This is a genomic window from Rhodococcus sp. 320_ES (genome assembly GCF_059691855.1).
Window position 1 is genome coordinate 1,104,730 of sequence record NZ_JCAWAG010000001.1, and the last position, 18,127, is coordinate 1,122,856.

At 67.0% G+C, this 18,127-nt stretch carries 15 protein-coding genes; 4 read left to right on the plus strand and 11 right to left on the minus strand.

What is annotated here, in order from left to right; translation table 11 throughout:
- The first annotated feature begins 31 nt into the window (after positions 1-31).
- Complete coding sequence (locus tag AC59JP_RS05515) at positions 32-901, plus strand: SMP-30/gluconolactonase/LRE family protein (RefSeq protein ID WP_497324604.1); 870 nt, start codon at positions 32-34, stop codon at positions 899-901.
- A gap of 209 nt (positions 902-1,110) precedes the next feature.
- On the opposite strand, the gene pgl is transcribed toward AC59JP_RS05515, so the two are convergent.
- Genes pgl through tkt form a run of 5 tightly spaced genes read right to left on the minus strand, consistent with a single transcriptional unit; the run spans position 1,111 to position 7,528 of the window.
- Complete coding sequence (pgl, locus tag AC59JP_RS05520) at positions 1,111-1,857, minus strand: 6-phosphogluconolactonase (RefSeq protein WP_497324605.1); 747 nt, start codon at positions 1,855-1,857, stop codon at positions 1,111-1,113.
- Positions 1,850-2,758: a glucose-6-phosphate dehydrogenase assembly protein OpcA gene (gene opcA, locus AC59JP_RS05525; protein WP_497324606.1), complete on the minus strand. Its 909-nt coding sequence runs from the start codon at positions 2,756-2,758 to the stop codon at positions 1,850-1,852. Before opcA ends, pgl begins: the two co-directional genes overlap by 8 nt.
- Complete coding sequence (gene zwf / locus AC59JP_RS05530) at positions 2,755-4,299, minus strand: glucose-6-phosphate dehydrogenase (protein WP_497324607.1); 1,545 nt, start codon at positions 4,297-4,299, stop codon at positions 2,755-2,757. The genes opcA and zwf overlap by 4 nt, the downstream gene beginning before the upstream one ends.
- A 3-nt stretch (positions 4,300-4,302) precedes the next feature.
- Complete coding sequence (gene tal / locus AC59JP_RS05535) at positions 4,303-5,424, minus strand: transaldolase (protein WP_497324608.1); 1,122 nt, start codon at positions 5,422-5,424, stop codon at positions 4,303-4,305.
- 4 nt (positions 5,425-5,428) lie between these two features.
- Entirely contained in the window at positions 5,429-7,528 is a 2,100-nt protein-coding gene (gene tkt / locus AC59JP_RS05540; protein WP_497324609.1) for a transketolase, read from the minus strand.
- Positions 7,529-7,813: 285 nt separating this feature from the next.
- Here tkt and AC59JP_RS05545 point away from each other — a divergent pair, with 285 nt between their 5' ends.
- Entirely contained in the window at positions 7,814-8,800 is a 987-nt protein-coding gene (locus tag AC59JP_RS05545) for a heme o synthase (RefSeq protein ID WP_497324610.1), read from the plus strand.
- Between the two features lie 30 nt (positions 8,801-8,830).
- Here the strand turns inward: AC59JP_RS05545 and AC59JP_RS05550 are convergent, their stop codons facing one another.
- Positions 8,831-10,093 (minus strand): GNAT family N-acetyltransferase, encoded by a 1,263-nt coding sequence (locus AC59JP_RS05550; RefSeq protein ID WP_497324611.1) that lies wholly within the window; start codon positions 10,091-10,093, stop codon positions 8,831-8,833.
- A 227-nt stretch (positions 10,094-10,320) separates the two neighbouring features.
- Between AC59JP_RS05550 and AC59JP_RS05555 the strand changes: the two genes are divergently transcribed.
- Positions 10,321-11,547 (plus strand): cysteine desulfurase-like protein, encoded by a 1,227-nt coding sequence (locus AC59JP_RS05555; protein WP_497324612.1) that lies wholly within the window; start codon positions 10,321-10,323, stop codon positions 11,545-11,547.
- 51 nt (positions 11,548-11,598) lie between these two features.
- On the opposite strand, the gene AC59JP_RS05560 is transcribed toward AC59JP_RS05555, so the two are convergent.
- A complete protein-coding gene (locus AC59JP_RS05560; RefSeq protein WP_497324613.1) occupies positions 11,599-12,564 on the minus strand; it encodes a quinone oxidoreductase family protein in 966 nt (321 codons plus the stop codon).
- A gap of 35 nt (positions 12,565-12,599) precedes the next feature.
- On the opposite strand from AC59JP_RS05560, the gene AC59JP_RS05565 reads away from it, so the two are divergent.
- Positions 12,600-12,986, plus strand: coding sequence for a hypothetical protein (locus AC59JP_RS05565; RefSeq protein WP_497324614.1), 387 nt, complete (start codon positions 12,600-12,602; stop codon positions 12,984-12,986).
- Positions 12,987-13,614: 628 nt separating this feature from the next.
- On the opposite strand, the gene AC59JP_RS05570 is transcribed toward AC59JP_RS05565, so the two are convergent.
- From AC59JP_RS05570 to mptB, 4 genes are read right to left on the minus strand one after another with little or no spacing between them, the layout of a single operon-like run.
- Positions 13,615-14,583 (minus strand): COX15/CtaA family protein, encoded by a 969-nt coding sequence (locus AC59JP_RS05570; RefSeq protein WP_497324615.1) that lies wholly within the window; start codon positions 14,581-14,583, stop codon positions 13,615-13,617.
- 48 nt (positions 14,584-14,631) lie between these two features.
- Positions 14,632-15,432 (minus strand): ABC transporter permease, encoded by an 801-nt coding sequence (locus tag AC59JP_RS05575; protein ID WP_497324616.1) that lies wholly within the window; start codon positions 15,430-15,432, stop codon positions 14,632-14,634.
- Positions 15,429-16,385 (minus strand): ABC transporter ATP-binding protein, encoded by a 957-nt coding sequence (locus tag AC59JP_RS05580; RefSeq protein ID WP_497324617.1) that lies wholly within the window; start codon positions 16,383-16,385, stop codon positions 15,429-15,431. The genes AC59JP_RS05575 and AC59JP_RS05580 overlap by 4 nt, the downstream gene beginning before the upstream one ends.
- Positions 16,382-18,055 (minus strand): polyprenol phosphomannose-dependent alpha 1,6 mannosyltransferase MptB, encoded by a 1,674-nt coding sequence (mptB, locus tag AC59JP_RS05585; RefSeq protein ID WP_497324887.1) that lies wholly within the window; start codon positions 18,053-18,055, stop codon positions 16,382-16,384. The genes AC59JP_RS05580 and mptB overlap by 4 nt, the downstream gene beginning before the upstream one ends.
- Between the last annotated feature and the right edge of the window lie 72 nt (positions 18,056-18,127).

Here is an 18,127-nt window from a genome sequence, read left to right on the forward strand (position 1 = left end):
CGCGGTATCACTCCTGCTGACTTCGGTGGGAGTGAGTTCCGCGCAGGCCGACGTGCCCGGTTGCGTGCAGGCGCGAGTGGTGGACACGGTGGAACCGGCTGTGCCCGTGCGCGACTGGGCGGAGAACGCGACGTACGACACCGCGGGGAACCTGTGGGTGTCGCGCACGTTGGCCGGTGCGATCGAGCGCTACGACAGCGCTGGGCGCCTCACAGGGGCTTTCTCGTTGCCGTCGCCGGGATCGGTCCGTCAGGGTCCGGACGGGACGATGTACGCGGTGTCGGGGGCGTCCGCGGTCAATCTCGTCTCACCTCGGCTCACGGGGTACGTGGTCGCATTCGACCCGGCCGCCCCCGAGCCGACTCCTCGCCTGTTCGCCGAGGGGTTGGGCATGCCGAACGGAATTGCAATCGGTCTGGACGGATCGGTCTACGTGGCCGATTCACGACTCGGGCTGGTCCGGCTGGACTCGAACGGTGGACGTGACGACGCCTGGACGCAGGCGGCTCCGCACCCGTTCGACGTCGGTCGAGGCGTGGATGGTTTCGGCATGAACGGCATTGCGGTGGACGGCGATTCGCTGTTGGTGACCGTCGCCGAAAGCCTGTCGGGCACGGTACTCAGGGTGCTCATGGCCGACCCTGGACGTTCGTCCGTCGTGGGACGAATGCAGTGGGCGGGCACGGCCGTACCGTTGATCCCCGACGATCTCGCCGTCGTGACCGCGTCGGAAGTGTACGTGAGCACGACGCTCGGTCGGCTCGTCCGCCTCGACCCGCTGACGGGCGCGACGTGCTCGGTGTTCTCGGGTGAGCCGATCACGTCGGTGGCCGTCGTCCCCGACACCGATCGGCTGACGGTGGGAACCGAGCGCGGAGCGCTGCTCACACTCCAGCTGTAATCGACTTACGGAACCGCCGGCCACACAGGTGCGTCATAGTGGGTATGAAGCGATGTGACGACACCGGCACGGCGTGGCGATCCGGCGTCCCCAGGACTCACCGCGGGGCCGTCCTGCGTAGTCGTCCGCCTGGATGCAGGCACCGCGCCGGCGACCACGGAACGCGAACGGACGGCCCGCCCGACGACGGACGCCGATCATAGAGTCCGTCAGGACGCGTCGAGGCCTGCCGCTGCCTTCTCGTCCAGGAACCACACGGTCTCGTCGATGCCCTTCGCGCCGGCCGACGGGTAGTCCTCGGCCGAGGCACCGTTGATCGCGGCGGCCGCCGCTTCCGCCTTCTCCTCACCTGCCACGAGGAACCACACCTGGCGTGCCCGGCGAACTGCGGGCAACGTCAGCGTGATTCGGCGCGGCGGGGGCTTGGGGGAGTCGGTGACGGCGATGACGAGTCGTTCGCTTTCGCGTACGGCGTCGGTGTGGGGGAACAGCGAATTGATGTGTCCCTCCCCGCCCATCCCCAGCAGGTGGATGTCGAAGGTGGGTTCGCCGCTCGGCTGCGCGAACGCCGCGATGGTCTGCAGGTAGGTCGCGGCCGCGAGGTCGATGTCGTCTCCCAGCGGACCGTCGGACGGTGCCATCACGTGCACGTTGTCCGCGTCGACCGGCACGTGGTCGAGGAGCGCGTCACGCGCCTGCACGTAGTTGCGTTCACCGTCACCTTCGGGCAGGAACCGCTCGTCGCCGAAGAACACGTGAACCGCCGACCAGTCGATGTCACCGCTGTCGGCCTTCAGGGCCTTCAGGGTGGCGATGCCCGTGCCGCCTCCGGTCAGCACCACCGATGCGGTTCCACGTTCCTTCTGCGCCGCCACGACGACGTCGACGAACGCCGCCGCCGCCGCGGACGACAGTGCCGCCGCATCCGGGAAGCGGTGGATGGTCGGCTCACTCATATGTCACCTTTGCCAAGCCCGCGAGGGCTTCCTCGTAGATTTCGTCACGGTCGAGACGACGCAGTTCCTCCGCCAGGCAGTCGCGAGTCTCGCGGCGTCCCAATGTCACTCGGCTGTCGGGCTGACCGGTGCGCACCAGGGTGGCCGTCGTTCCGGTCTGCGGTCGTGCGATGGAGACCGAACTGTTCTCCATCGTCATCTCGACGAACAGGTCACCGACCTTGCGCACCACCGGCACGTTCAATCGCGCGGCGAGCCACCCGGCCAGAATGTCCAGTGCCGGCTCCTCGCGCAGGCCCGACACGACGACGGACACGACAGGATCGAACGCGTGCTGATCGAGAGCGCTGGTCAGCAGCGCCCGCCAGTACGTGATGCGGCTCCAAGCCAGATCGCTGTCGCCCTCGGAGTACGAATCGAGGCGGCTGGCGATCGCTGCCTTCGGATCGGCCGCGTTCGTGGCGTCGGTGATGCGCCGGATGGCGAGACGGCCCACCGGATCCTTCGAGGGGACCGGGGGAGCGTTGTCGGGCCACCACGCGACGACGGGTGTGTCCGGCAGCAAGAAGGGCATCAGGACGCTCTCCTCGTGCTCGGCCATTTCGCCGTACATGCGCAGAACCACGACCTCCGACGCGCCGGCGTCCCCGCCGACGCGGATCTGGGCGTCGAGCTTTGGTTCGGAGTCCCGGCTGTCCAGCGCCAGCACGATCACCCGGCACGGGTGCTCGCGGCTGGCCTCGTTCGCGGCCTGGATCGCCCTCTCGGCGCCCGCGGAGTCACGCGTCATCACCACGAGGGTCAATACGCGCCCGAGGGTGACCGCACCGCCCGTCTCACGAAGCTCCATGAGCTTCTTCGACACGGCGCCGGTGGTGGTGGACGGCAGATCGACGATCACGGTCTTCTCCATTCACGGCCGGTGCGTTCCATCATCTCGTTCGCCGAGTCCGGGCCCCACGAGCCGGCCTCGTACGGGTCCGCCTCACCGCCCGACGCCCAGTACTCGAGAATCGGATCGAGAATCTTCCACGACAACTCCACCTCGGCGTTGACGGGGAACAGCGAGGGCTCGCCCAGCAGAACGTCGAGGATGAGGCGTTCGTAGGCCTCGGGGGAGGACTCGGTGAAGGCCTGCCCGTAGCTGAAGTCCATCGACACGTCGCGCACCTGCATCGACGACCCGGGAACCTTGGATCCGAAGCGCAGCGTGACGCCCTCGTCGGGCTGCACGCGGATGACGAGTGCGTTCTGTCCGAGTTCTTCGGTCATCGTGGCGTCGAACGGCAGATGCGGTGCCCGCTTGAAGATCACGGCGATCTCGGTCACGCGGCGCCCCAACGACTTTCCGGTCCGCAGGTAGAACGGAACCCCGCCCCACCTTCGGGTGTCGACCTCGAGGGTGATGGCGGCGTAGGTCTCGGTGTTCGACGCGGTGTCGAACCCCTCCTCCTCCTTGAGCCCCGTCACCTTCTGGCTGCCCTGCCATCCCGAGGTGTACTGCCCGCGGGCGGCGGTTTCGGCAAAGGGCTCGGCCAGCTTGGTGGCGGAGAGGACCTTGATCTTCTCCGTCTGCAGCTCCGACGGGCTGAAGCTCACCGGCTCCTCCATCGCCGTTATGGCAAGGAGCTGCAGCAGATGGTTCTGGATCACGTCACGCGCGGCGCCGATGCCGTCGTAATACCCGGCGCGCCCGGCCAGGCCGATGTCTTCGGCCATGGTGATCTGAACGTGGTCGACGTAGTGCGCGTTCCAGATCGGGTCGAACAGCTGGTTCGCGAATCGCAACGCCAGCAGGTTCTGCACCGTCTCCTTGCCGAGGTAGTGGTCGATACGAAAGACCCTGTCCTCGGGGAAAACTCGGTTCACGACCTCGTTGAGCTCCTTGGCGCTCTGCAGGTCGTGCCCGAACGGCTTCTCGATGACCACTCGTCGCCACTGGTCGTCGCTGTCTCCGCTGGCGAGACCCGAGGTCGACAACTGTTCCAGCACAACGGGAAACGCACTGGGCGGAATCGACAGGTAGAACGCGTGATTGCCGCCGGTGCCGCGTTCGACGTCGAGACTCGCCAGGGTCGTGGCGAGCGTGTCGAACGCCTCCGCGTCGTCGAAGGTGCCGCGTACGAAGCGAATTCCCTCGGCGAGGCGGTCCCAGACGCTTTCGCTGAACGGTGTTCGTGCGTGCTGGCGCACGGCGTCGTGCACGACGGTCGCGAAATCCTGATCGGTCCAGTCACGACGGGCGAACCCGATGAGGGCGAACCCGGGTGGAAGCAAGCCGCGATTCGCGAGGTCGTACACGGCCGGCATCAGCTTCTTGCGGGCCAGGTCGCCGGTGACACCGAAGATCACCAGGCTGCAGGGCCCGGCGATCCTCGGGAGACGTTTGTCTCGGTTGTCACGAAGCGGATTGACCCAGGTGGCGTCACCCGTCGTGGTCATCGGTCAGCTCTTGCTCGACGCTTTGAGCTGCTCATCGGTCGCCTCGAGGAGCTCGTTCCACGCTGCCTCGAACTTCTCGACACCCTCGTTCTCGAGGACGAGGAACACGTCGGTCAGGTCGATACCGAGCGCCGAGATCTTGTCGAAGATCTCCTGCGACTCGGGGCCCTTGCCGGTGACGGTGTCGCCGGTGATCTCGCCGTGGTCCGCGACCGCGTCCATCGTCTTCTCGGGCATCGTGTTCACGGTGTTGGGCGAGACCAGCTCGGTGACGTAGAGCGTGTCGGGCAGGTTCGGATCCTTCACACCGGTCGACGCCCAGAGCGGACGCTGCGGGCGAGCGCCGCTGCCGGCCAGTTCGTGGAACCGAGGGCCGACCTCGAACACCTGCTGGTACGCGACGTACGCGAGACGTGCATTCGCCAGTGCGGCTTTGCCTTTGAGCTCGACGGCCTCGGGCGTGCCGATCGCGTCGAGACGCTTGTCGATCTCGGTGTCGACGCGCGAGACGAAGAACGACGCCACCGAGTGGATGTTCGACACGTCGTGACCGGCCGCGCGGGCCTTCTCCAGGCCCTCAAGGTACGCACCCATGACCAGCTCGTACCGCTCGACCGAGAAGATCAGCGTGACGTTGACGCTGATGCCCTCACCGATCACCTTGGCGATGGCCGGAATGCCGGCCTCGGTGGCGGGGATCTTGATGAGCAGGTTCGGGCGGTCGACGATCTTCCAGAGTTCGATCGCCTGAGCCACCGTCTTGTCGGTGTCGTGGGCGAGTCGGGGATCGACCTCGATCGACACGCGGCCGTCGACGCCTGCAGTCGACTCGTAGACCGGGGCGAAGATGTCGCAGGCATCGCGTACGTCGTCGGTGGTGACCGTGCGGATGGTCGCTTCGACGTCGGCGCCCTCACCGGCGAGCTTGGTGACCTGCTCGTCGTAGGCCTCGCCCTTGCTCAGGGCCGCCTGGAAGATCGACGGGTTGGTCGTCACTCCGACGACGCTCTTCGTGTCGATGAGCTGCTTCAGGTTTCCCGACTTGATGCGCTCGCGGGACAGGTCGTCCAGCCAGACGGATACGCCGGCTTCGGACAGTGCGACGAGGTTCTCGTTCTGAGTCATTGTGCTATCCCTTCACTGTGGTGATGGAGCGCTGCGCGGCGGCGGCCACGGCCTCGGCGGTGAATCCGTACTCCTTGAACAGCGTTGCGGCGTCCGCGGATTCGCCGAAGTGCTCCAAGGAGACGGTCTCGCCGGCGTCGCCGACGAGCTTGTGCCACGACATCGCGATGCCGGCTTCCACCGACACACGCGCCTTGACCGTGGGCGGAATGATCTGGTCCCGGTAGCTCTGGTCCTGGCTCTCGAACCATTCGACGCACGGCATCGAGACGACGCGGGCGGCGATGCCCTGTTCCTTCAGCAACTTCGCCGCGTCGACGGCGTACTGCACCTCGGAGCCGGTGCCGATCAGCACGACGTCCGGGGCGCCGTTCTCGGCGTCGGAGAGGATGTATCCGCCCTTGGAGACGCCCTCGTACGACGTCCCCTCGAGGATGGGAACACCCTGACGCGTCAAGGCCAGGCCGACCGGGCCGCTGCTCGACGAGCGCTCCAGCACGGCCTGCCATGCGTGCGCCGTCTCGTTGGCGTCGGCGGGCCGGACCACGGACAGGTTCGGGATGGCGCGCAGCGCGGTGAGGTGCTCGACCGGCTGGTGCGTCGGGCCGTCCTCGCCCAGACCGACCGAATCGTGGGTCCAGACGTAGATGGGATCGATGTCCATCAACGACGCGAGACGAACCGCGCCGCGCATGTAGTCGCTGAACTGCATGAACGTTCCGCCGTACGCGCGGGTGGGTCCGTGCATCACGATGCCGGACAGGATTGCGCCCATCGCGTGCTCGCGGATGCCGAAGTGCAAGGTGCGACCGTAGGGCTCGGCGTCCCAGTCGTCCGTCGAGATCGACGTCGGGCCGAAGGACTTGGCGCCCTTCATGGTCGTGTTGTTGCTGCCGGCGAGGTCGGCCGAGCCGCCCCACAGCTCGGGAAGGATGTCGGCGACGGCGTTGAGCACCTCACCGGACGCGGCGCGAGTGGCGACCGCCTTGCTTCCCGGCTCCCAGGTCGGCAGCGAATCCGTCCACCCCTCGGGCAGCGTGCCCTCGGTCAGGCGGTCCAGCAGCTTCTTGCGCTCAGGCTCACGCTCGGCCCATGCGGCGAAGTCCGCGTCCCATTCCGAGTGCGCCTTGGCGCCGCGCTCCTGAAGTGCGCGGGTGTGGGCGATGACCTCGTCGGAGACCTCGAAGGTCTTGCTCGGATCGAACCCGAGCGCTTCCTTGACCGCGGCCACCTCGTCGTCACCGAGAGCGGCTCCGTGCACCGCGCCGGTGTTCATCATGTTCGGTGCGGGGAAGCCGATGATGGTGCGCAGCAAGATGATCGACGGCTTGTCGGTCACGGCCTTCGCGGCCTCGATGGCCTCCTCGATGCCGGTGACGTTCTCGCCGCCCTCGACGACCTGGACGTGCCAGCCGTATGACTCGTAGCGCTTGGCGGTGTCCTCGGAGAGCGCGATGTCCGTCGAGTGCTCGATGGAGATCTTGTTGTCGTCGTAGAAAAGGATGAGGTTGCCGAGCTGCTGAGTTCCGGCCAGCGACGACGCCTCGGAAGTGATTCCTTCTTCGATGTCGCCGTCGGAGGCGACGACATAGATGAAGTGGTCGAACGGGCTCTCGCCGAGGGCGGGCTCCGGATCGAACAGTCCACGCTCACGCCGCGACGCCATCGCCATGCCGACGGCGGAAGCAAGACCCTGCCCGAGCGGCCCGGTGGTGATCTCGACGCCCTTGGTGTGGCGGAACTCCGGGTGGCCGGGGGTCTTGGACTTGTAGGTACGAAGCGACTCGATGTCGATCAACTCGAGGCCGAACCCGCCGAGGTAGAGCTGGATATACAGCGTCAGGCTGGAATGTCCGCAGGAGAGCACGAAGCGGTCGCGCCCGATCCAGGTGGTGTCGGACGGGTCGTGTCGCATGGTGCGCTGGAAGAGCGTGTACGCCAGAGGCGCCAGGCTCATCGCCGTGCCGGGGTGGCCGTTGCCGACCTTCTGCACCGCGTCGGCGGCGAGCACGCGGACGGTGTCGACCGCGCGCGTGTCGAGATCGGTCCAGCCGTCGGGGTGGTGCGGCGTGGTGAGAACGGAAATGTCGTCTGTGATCGACACGAGGAGAGGTCTCCTGACACTAGAAAGATGGGACAGGAGCGCGTCGCGGGGCAGACCCCGAGACGAAATCCTGCCGACGGTGGGACATCTTCGGACCAGCCTAGTTCCGGTTGGACCGCTGCCGCGACCTGTCTGTCCCCGGTTGCCCCGCCGCGTACGAGTCGACACGTCGCGAGGGTCACCCATGACCGATTGGGGTACCGCCCCTCCTGGCGTCTACCATCGGCTGTAGTAGTGGTGAGCTCAGGTCGAGTTCTTCGTTTGCGACAGTCACAGGAGATTCGAGTGCGGATAGGGCAGCGCCCCGGTGGACACGGGTTCGCCGACACATCCGCAGCGGACGTGACGACGCCGGCACCGCAGTCGCGGATCGGGCGGATCACCGCAAAGCCCCTCGCCTACATCGCGCTCACCAAGCCGCGTGTCATCGAGCTGCTGCTCGTCGCGACCATTCCGACGATGCTGCTGGCCGACCGCGGCAACGTGAATCTGCCGCTCGTGCTCGCAACGCTCTTCGGCGGCTGGATGGGCGCCGCGTCGGCCAACACGCTGAACTGCGTCGCCGACGCCGACATCGACAAGTTGATGAAGCGCACCGCGCGCCGGCCACTCGCCCGCGCCGCCGTGCCCACCTCGCACGCCTTCGTCTTCGGTACCGCACTCGGCATCGGGTCGTTCCTGTGGCTGTGGTGGGCCGCGAACCTGCTCAGCGGGTTGCTGGTCGTCGCCACGATCCTGTTCTACGTCTTCGTCTACACGCTGGGCCTCAAGCGCCGTACCTCGCAGAACGTCGTCTGGGGCGGCGCGGCCGGGTGCATGCCTGCTCTCGTCGGATGGTCGGCAGTCACGGGGACCGTCGGCTGGCAGGCCATCGTCCTGTTCCTGGTCATCTTCTTCTGGACGCCGCCGCACACCTGGGCCCTCGCCATGCGCTACAAGGACGACTACAAGGCCGCGGGCGTGCCGATGCTGCCGGTCGTCGCCACCGAGCAGGTCGTCACCAAGCAGATCGTGATCTACACCTGGCTCACCGTCGCAGCCACCCTGGCGCTCGTTCCCGCCACCGGGGTCGTCTACGCCGCAGTGGTCCTCGTGGCCGGCGCCTGGTTCCTGCTCATGGCGCACCAGCTGTACTCGGGTGTCCGTCGCGGCGAGCCGGTGAAGCCCCTGCGCCTCTTCCTGCAGTCGAACAACTACCTGGCCGTCGTGTTCATCGGCTTGGCCGTCGATTCCGTGCTCGACATGGGCACAATCGCGTCCTTCTTCTCCTGACCCGTACTTCTCGGGTGCGACCGGCGGTTCTCAGAACGGCGTGATCGATGCGGGACACTCGGCGCACACCATCAGGCGCGCGAAGTCCGCGACGCGATCCCCGCGGATGTGTCCTGCCGCCGCGATGGTCCGCACACTGATCCCACCCAGCACAGTGGACCCCAGCGCGGCAACATCCATCACGACGTCGGCGCTGTCATCCGCGTGATCGTGGATCCGTTCCACCTTGCCCGCACCACTCCGCACGAGCAGCCGGTAGGTGCCCTCGGTGAAGCCCTGCTGGTCGTGCACGCCCAGCGTCAACTCGCCCTCGGTCAGGTACGAGCGGGCGCCCAGTACCGCCGCCACGTCGAGGACGCGCAACCACAGGAAATCGCGACGGTTCTCGACGGTGTAGACGTCCGGCTCCGCCGCGGCGTAGCGGAGCGGATCGTCGACCCGTGCGCGTCGCTGCGTGACGGACGTGACGAGGTCGATGTGCCCGAGAAAGTCCCACAGCGCCACCCCCACAGCGGGATCGGGCGCGATCAAGTCGCGCACCTCAGCCGTGTTGTCCTCCTCGAGGAGCTTGTAGGCGACCGCGCCGTCGCACCGGCCGTCGGCGTCGAGGTGCAAAGCGTGCCGAAAAGCGGGCTGCGGCTTTCCTGTCTTTTGATCCGTGCCGGCGAGCGCGTCGTCGAGGGCCGAGTATCGGTCGACGGACCCGGACGTGCGGCGGTGGTACTCCTCGAACAACGCGCGCGTGCGGGCGAGGTACACGCCGCGATCGACAATCTCGACACGGCCGCCGGGTTGCGTCGTGACCCGAAACGATGCGTCTGTTCGCACGCGGATCTGATTGGCCTGGACCGCCGGGCCGAACCCGAACCGGCGATAGATGCCCGACTCGCTGACCGTCAGCGCGGCCAGTGGCAGCCCACGTTCCGCGGCCTCGCTCAGGTCGGCAGTCATCAGTTCACGGAGCATGCCTCGCCTGCGATGTGACGCTCGTGTCGTGACGTCGCTGATTGCGTTGGCCGCCAGCAACGTTCCGCCGACGTTGACGGTCGTGTCCCAGCTGGCCAGCGTCGCCACCGGTACGTCGGCGTCGCGGACTCCGCCGGTGTCGAAGTCGTGAACAGCGCGCATGCGGGCGTTCTGGTCGACGAAGCCGGCAACCCATCGTGCAATGCCCTCGTCGCTGTATTCGGCTTCATGGAAACCCGACACGACCGCTCGTATCCATGTGACCGTCTGAGGCTCGTCGGCCACCGTGCGAGAGCGGGCCTGGTGCGTTCTGAGTTCGGTCGTCATCACCGCGACGTTAGGGCGCTGTCGACGCCGAGCGCCACCGGTTTAGGGGCCGGACGAGGTAACGGCGTCGGTCCATGACGTCACGAAAATCGTGCCTGACCCGGTCCCGTCGTCTCGAAACGTTGCGGCATAGTCACTGACGGAGGCTGACTCGGGGCCTTCGGTCATATGAACGTGGTGGCACGGGTCGGCCGGGGCACCACGGCGCGGCAAGGTAGGAGGAAACCGTGGAGGAGTTCGCGGCAACAGGAGTGGACCTCGATGTGGACCGCCTGCGGTCTTTCTTCCCCTCGCTGGCTATCGACTCGTGGGCCTTCTTCGACGGTCCCGGCGGTACGCAGACCCCGACGCCGGTCGGCGACGCGATGGCGCAGGCACTGATGTCGCCACTGTCCAACCGCGGAGTCACGTCTGTCGGCGCGCGCAACGCCGACCGAATCGTCTTGGATTGCCGGTCAGCCGTGGGCGACCTCCTCGGGGTCGAGTCGGATCTGGTGATCCACGGACGCAGCGCCACCGCGCTCAATTTCCACCTGGCGCAGGCGATCAGCAAGGACTGGCAACCGGGCGACGAGGTGGTCGTGACCCGCCTGGACCACGATTCCAACGTGCGGCCGTGGATCGAGGCGGCTCGCCGCGTCGGCGCTGTCCTCAGATGGGCAAATTTCGACCCCGCTACCGGCGAGCTGACCCCTGAGGCAGTGGCAGAATTGCTGTCGGAGAGGACCCGGCTCGTCGCGTTGACGGCGGCGTCGAATCTCATCGGCACCATTCCCGACGTGGCGGCCATAGCCGAGATGGCTCACCGGGTCGGCGCCCTGGTGTACGTCGACGGTGTCCACTACACGGCGCATCACCCCGTAAACGTCGAGGCGATGGGAGCCGATTTCTTCGCCTTCTCTCCGTACAAGTTGCTCGGACCTCATTGCGGATTTGCGACCGGTCGACGTGATCTGCTCGAAAGTTTGCGGCCCGAGAAGCTCGAACCGTCGAGCAACGCGGTACCGGAACGCTTCGAGCTCGGCACGCTTCCCTACGAACAGCTGGCCGGTGTCACGGCCGCGATCGACTTCGTCGCTGCTGTTGCGCCACAACAGAATCGGCGCAGCGCACTTCTCGCGGCGATGTCTCTGATCGACCGGCACGAGGGCCGGCTGCGCACACGGATCGAGCAGGGTATCGGTGAACTACCGGGCGTACGCATGTACTCACGTGCGCAGAATCGAACGCCGACTTTGCTGTTCACTGTCGACGGAGTGTCTGCGGCGACCATTGCCGCTCGGCTCGGCGAACAGAGAATCGCGGTGGGCGCGGGGGCGTTCTACTGCGACGAGGCCACTCGTCACCTGGGGTTGACTGCCGACGGAGGAGTCCGGGTAGGGCTTGCGCCCTACAGCACCGACGAGGACATCGACCGACTGTTCGAGGCGTTGTCGACGGTCGTGCGGGGCTGAGTCGGGGTTTTTTCGGACATTCCAGAGGTCCGTGAGAAGCGTTCGCGAGAGTTACGGAGTCAGAACGATCGACCCCGTCGTCGCCCGCGCCTCCAGATCGGTGTGAGCCCGAGCCGCTTCTGCCAGCGGGTATTGCGCCCCGACCCGCACCGACAGCGTTCCGTCGGCGAGCAGACCCAGCACCTCGCCGCCGCGCCATTCCAGCTCTTCCCTGTTCCGCACGTGGTGCGCCAAGGTCGGTCGCGTGACGAAGAGCGAGCCGAGGCCGTTGAGGCGCTGAAGATCGAAGGGTGGTACCGGTCCGCTGGCTGCGCCGAACAAGGCGACGGTGCCGCGGATGCGAGTCGCCGCCAGTGACGCCTCGAACGTCGACTTGCCCACACCGTCGTACGTGGCGTGCACGCCTTCGCCGTCGGTGAGTTTGCGAACCTCTTCGGCCACGTCCGCGTCGTACCGAAGCACGTGATCGGCGCCGGCGCCACGGGACAGCTCTTCCTTCTGGTCGGTGGACACGGTGGTGATCACCGTCGCCCCCTTGGCCTCAGCCAACTGTGTGAGCAGTAATCCGGTGCCGCCCGCGCCGGCGTGGATCAGAACGACGTCACCCGACTGGATCGGATAGGTGGAATTCGCCAAATAGTGGGCGGTCATTCCTTGGAGCAGTACGGATGCGGCCTCCGGCGCCGACACGTGATCGGGCACTCGCAGTGCCTTGTCGGCCGGAACCACGACCTTGTCCGCGTAACTACCGGGCGCGGCCGACCAGGCAACGCGGTCGCCCACCGTGAACGTCGATACCTGCGATCCGACCGACTCCACGACGCCCGAGCCCTCGTCGCCGACGGTGTAGGGGAGCGGGCGCGGGTACATACCGCGCCGGAAATAGGTGTCGATGAAGTTGATGCCGGCCGCGTCGACCTTCACAAGCAAGTCGGAGTCACCCGGCTGGGGATCCGGCACCTCCGTGTACTCGAGAACTTCGGGACCACCGGTGCGGTTTACGACGACAGCGTGCATGAATCGAGTCTGGCACGCCACGGTAAAGTTTGGCCATGACCACCCACAGCATCGAGAACTCCGACCTCGGCGAGCCGGGAACCGATACGGAGACCGCGGCACCGCCGAAGCACCTGGTGAGTTCGATCACGTCTTTCGTTGCGGCACATGGTGGTTCGGCCAAGGCCGTGCTGCAGCCGATGGGCCGCGCTGGTGTCCGCATCACCCTGGTGGGGTCGGACGGCATCCTCGGTGATCGCGTGGCTCCCGATCTGACCACGGCGCAGAACGTCGTGGAGAGCATCGACAGCGTGGAGATCGCGGAGTGGGATCGTGATCTCACCAGCGTGGTGACGCCGCGAAAGGGCCACTTCGCGCAGATGGCCGGATGGGTCGCCAAGCAGAAGAAGTTCCCGAAGGCGCGGAACGAGCCGATCAGCTAGCTGCATTTGCGGGGTGCGCACCGTTACGTGCACCCCGGATCGCTTCGGGCAACGCTGACTGCGTTCGCGCCTAGGTTTGTGCACCCCGGTTCGATCCGGGCGACACCAATTGAGGATGCGTGGGCCAATTCGAGGTGCCCAGGGCTCCGGGCACTCCCATTCGCTCGGCGCACCTCGAATTGCCGTACGGCTCCGCTTCGTGCACGCCGGTTCGCTTCGGGCACTGCCGATTGCGGCATGGCCCCGGTTCGTGCACGCCGGTTCGCTTCGGGCACTGCCGATTGCGGATGCGTGCGGCTATTCGAGGTGCCCAGGGCTCCGGGCACTCCCATTCGCTCGGCGCACCTCGAATTGTCCTACGGCCCCGCTCCGTGCACCCCGTTTCGCCTCGGGCACTGCCGACCGCGGTATGGCCCCGATTCGTGCACGCCGGTTCGCTTCGGGCACTGCCGATTGCGGATGCGTGTAGCTATTCGAGGTGCCCAGGGCTCCGGGCACTCCCATTCGCTCGGCGCACCTCGAATTGCCGTACGGCTCCGCTTCGTGCACCCCGTTTCGCTCCAGGCCTCGCCGATCGCGAGTGCCCGAAGCGATCCGAGGTGCCCGAAACTCCGAAAGAGACAAGCCCCTACGACGCCGCCCGCGCCCTCTCGTCCACCGGCACGGCCTCCCGCGTGCGGCCCGCGGCCCAGAGCGCGGCGGTTGCGGCGGTGCAGAGCGCAGCGCCCGCTACGTGGACGGCGACCAGCGCGGCCGGAACGTTCGTGATGTATTGCACGACACCGACTCCAGCCTGCACGATCACCAGGACCACGACGACTTTCAGGCGCGTCTTCACTCGATCCGGGGCCCCGACTGCGTACAACCCGAATCCGAGGGCAACCAGCAGCGCCAGGTATCCGATCAGCAGATCGGCGTGCAGATGCACCAGCGTGGTGATCTCCACCTCGAGGCGGGGGACGGGCTTGTCGATACTCGCGTCACCGGCGTGCGGCCCGGCGCCGGTCACCATCGTTCCGGCGACCAGAAGAAATCCGAGGACGACGCCGGTCAGCGCAGTCAGCAGTCGCAGGGGCGCAGGGATGGCTGCCACGGCGATGCCGTCGTCCGGATGATCGATCTTGCTGTACATCACCACGGCCAGCCACACCATGAGCATGGAGACGAGCAGGTGCACCGCGACGGTCCACCAGAGCAGACCCGTCAGAACGGTGATTCCACCGAGAACGGCCTGCAGCACGGTGCCACCGGGCATGAGCCACGCGTAGACGAGTACTTCCCGGCGCCGGCGCGCACGCGTGACGGCCAGAACGATGGCCGCTGCAGCGAGCACCACGGCGAACGTCAGCAGTCGGTTTCCGAACTCCACGGCCTGGTGGATCACCGGCACCTCGGAGACGCCGATCGGGGTGAAGCTGCCGGGGAAGCACTGCGGCCAGGTGGGGCAACCCAGGCCGGACGCCGTGACGCGCACGATCGCGCCGGTCACCGAAATACCGCCTTGGGTCACGATCACAACGAACGCGATGATCTTCTGCACCCGGAGCGAGGGCAGCGGGAGGCGGTCGACCACGGACAGAAACCCTCGATACAGCACGACTCGATGGTAGATCCCCGGCCAACTACGCCGTGTAGTGGACCCGTCCTAGACGAACTTGAACTTGCGCGTCGCGAGCCATCCGCATACGAGCGCCCACACGGCGAGGACGACGATCGCGAACACGTCAACCGAACCGCCGACGGCCCGCTCGAGCCCTTCGGCCAGTGCGCCGGACGGAATCAGCCGAGCCGCGGTGTGCACTCCCGCGGGGAGCGCGTCGGTGGCGAAGATGACGCTGCCGGCTCCCAGCATCGCGAACCACAGGATGTTCGCAAGGGCGAGAACGATTTCCGCCCGCAGGGTTCCGCCGAGCAGGAGGCCCATGGCGGCGAAGGTCACCGTGCCCAGAGCAATGATCACCGCACCGAGAGCGAGGCCGCCCGCTTCGGGCCGCCATCCCAGCGCCGCACCGATGACCCCGAGCACCACGGACTGCAGAACCACCACGATGACCACGGCGATCGACTTGCCCGCGATGATTCCCCAGCGGGGAAGCGCGGTGGCACCGAGTCTCTTGAGTGCGCCGTATCGCCGGTCGAACCCGACGGCGATGGCCTGGCCGGTGAACGCGGTCGACATCACGGCGACGGTCATCACGGCCGGCACGACGGTGTCGACGCGGTCGGTTCCCAATTCGCCGAACGGGAGCAGGCACAGGCCGATCAACAAGGTGATCGGGATGAACAGGGTCAGCAGAAGTTGCTCACCGTTGCGCAGAAGCAGCGTCAGTTCGAGCTTGGACTGCGCGATCAGCATGGACGTTCGCGGAGCCGGTCGCGGGTCGGGCGAGAACGTGCCCGGCTCGAATCGGTTGTCCACTCCGTCCGCTCGGCGGGTCGTGGTCACCCTCGAAGCTCCCGTCCTGTGAGTTCGAGGAAGACGTCCTCGAGGCTGCGCTGCTCGACGCGTAGGTCGGTGGCGAGCACGTTGAGTCGGGCGCACCACGACGTCACGGTCGCGAGAACCTGTGGGTCGATGGTGCCCTCGAGAAGATAGTTCCCCGGCGACGCCTCGATCGGGTCGAACCCTTCGGGCAGCACGGTCTGCAGCAGCGTCAGATCCAGTCCGGCGGGCGCCGAGAATCGCAGCTGACCTTCGGCACCGCGGCTCGTGAGCTCGCTCGGAGTTCCGGAGGCGACGACCTTGCCGTGGTCGATGATGACCAGGTCGTCGGCGAGTTGCTCGGCCTCGTCCATCAGGTGCGTCGTCAGCAGCACGCTCACCCCGTCGCGGCGCAGAGCGTCGATCAGGTCCCACACCAGCAGTCGCGCCTGAGCGTCGAGTCCGGCGGTCGGCTCGTCGAGGAACACGAGTTCCGGTCGACCGACCAGCGCGCAGGCGAGCGACAGTCGTTGCTGCTGGCCACCGGAGAGCCGGCGGTACGGGGTTCGAACCGCGTCGGTCAGGCCCAGTCTGGCCAACAGCCAGGTGGGGTCGATCGGGTCGGCCGAGTACGACGCCACGAGCCGCAACATTTCACCGGCACGAGAGCCGGGGTACGCGCCGCCGCCCTGGAGCATGACGCCGATGCGCGGACGCAGCTGCGCGGACTGGGTGGCCGGGTCCAGACCGAGGATGCGGACCTCGCCCGAGTCCGCCGAGACGAACCCTTCGCACATCTCGACGGTGGTGGTCTTTCCCGCCCCGTTGGGGCCGAGAAGCGCGAGGACACGCCCGCGTTCGAGGACGAGATCGAGACCGTCGACGGCGGCGACGTCCCCGTAGCTCTTACGCACCCCGCGCAACGCCACCGCAGGGGTCGTCACTGTGGTGGAGGAGGAGAGAGGTGGTGCGGTCACATTGATCCAGAGTAGGCGCCCGACCTGGGGTGCTCCGTTTCCGCCCCATCGGGTGCACGCCACGGCAGGTGGTTTCGAGTCAGAGCTATGAGTGCGATCACAGTCAGGATGGTGGCGATGGCCGCCTGGACGATCACGAAAGGCTGGTACTCGCTGCCGTTCGGCATCAGGATCACGCTCACGAACGCCGAGAAGCAGATGACGGGCACGCGGAATTCCGCCCGAGTGGCCCACGCCGCGAGGGGAGTGACCGCCCAGAGCAGATACCAAGGCTGAACGACCGGGAACAGCAGGACCAGGGCACCGAGCGAGACGCCGAGCGCGCCGACCGGATGTAGGCGACCGCGCAGCACGGCGATCAGCATGCGCAGTGCGATCACGCCGGCGACGACGGATGCGATCGGCCGAGTCAGGCTCAGCACGGCGGTCGTGTGGTCCCCGATGCCCAGTAGTACGCCCGCGCGGCCGGTTCCCATGCCGAGCAGAGTGGGAAGCGACATCCAGCTCCGCACCGCGCTCGCGGTGTTCAAGGTGTTGACCCAGCCGAAGCCGAGTCCGCTCGCGAAACTGATCACCAGCATCACCACGGCCGCGACACCGGCCAGCAGCGACGCCGACAGCAGAACGGATCTGGCGGTTGCGCCCCACCGCCGGGCCAAGGCCATACCCACGAATCCCAGAGCGAGCAGGGACGGGATCTTCACCGTCGCGGACAGGGCGATCAGCGCGGCGCCGCCGATCAGCAGCGCAAGCGACGGGCCGCGGATCGGTGCGGTGGATTCGATTGCGCGCAAGGCCAACTCGATGCCGGCGAGCATCAGGCCAAGCATCAGTGCTTCGTTGTGAATACCTGCGACGAGGTGGAAGAGGAGCAGCGGGTTCGCCGCGCCCAACCACAGCGCGCCGACGCTGGACACCCGGCACCGCGATGCGAGGCGGGGGAGCGACCACACGATCAACGCCACGCCGCCCAGTGCTACGAGTCGGTGCAGGAAGATGCCGAAGACGATGTTGTCGCCGGTGAGCCAGGTGATGCCGCGCCCGATCCACAGAAACAACGGGCCGTAGGGCGCCGGCGTGTCACGCCAGATCGTGGGCACCGTCCGGGTGAGAACGTTGTCCAGTCCCAGCGCTTCGCGTGGGCCGAGCACGTACGGATCCAGTCCGCGCGCGGTGATCTCGCTCTGGGCGAGGTAGGAGTAGACGTCCTTGCTGAACATCGGTGGTGCCACCGACAGCGGAAGGATCCACAGCAGCAGCGTGCGGTCGAGCTGCGAGCGGCTCAGTCGTCGAGGTGACCCGCCGCGGAACGACCCGACGGCGAAGCGTCCGAGCATCAGCCAGGACAGCACCACCATGACGGTGCCGATCATCGTCACCGACAGCGCCGACGTCGGGATTCGCGCGAACAGTCCCAGCACGCGCACGCCCTGGAGCGGATTCTGCAGTACCGGTTGGGCACCGGCGCCGAGAGCGCCGACGGCCATCATCACCGAACCGACCGCGCCGAACAGCCGAACGTTGCGCAACGAGACGTGTTCGGCGGCGTCGAGGCCGGGGCGGTCCGGCTCCACGGTGTTGAGGACCGCGACGGTCGTATGGGGCCGGGTGTCGTCGACACCGAGAACGCGGCGCACCTGTGTCGTTGCCCACCTTCGATACCGCGTCAGCGCGGAAGCGCTCGGATCGTCGGCGGGTGGAGGCACGTGTCGGAGCGTAAACGAACTTCCCGCCCGATCAGG

Excerpts from the sequence above, each read along its gene's own strand:
- zwf (WP_497324607.1), bottom strand. The coding sequence starts at position 4,299 with ATGACCACGACGGGTGACGCCACCTGGGTCAATCCGCTTCGTGACAAC.
- AC59JP_RS05565 (WP_497324614.1), top strand. The coding sequence starts at position 12,600 with ATGACCACCCACAGCATCGAGAACTCCGACCTCGGCGAGCCGGGAACC.
- AC59JP_RS05560 (WP_497324613.1), bottom strand. The coding sequence starts at position 12,564 with ATGCACGCTGTCGTCGTAAACCGCACCGGTGGTCCCGAAGTTCTCGAG.
- tal (WP_497324608.1), bottom strand. The coding sequence starts at position 5,424 with ATGACTCAGAACGAGAACCTCGTCGCACTGTCCGAAGCCGGCGTATCC.
- pgl (WP_497324605.1), bottom strand. The coding sequence starts at position 1,857 with ATGAGTGAGCCGACCATCCACCGCTTCCCGGATGCGGCGGCACTGTCG.
- AC59JP_RS05550 (WP_497324611.1), bottom strand. The coding sequence starts at position 10,093 with ATGACGACCGAACTCAGAACGCACCAGGCCCGCTCTCGCACGGTGGCC.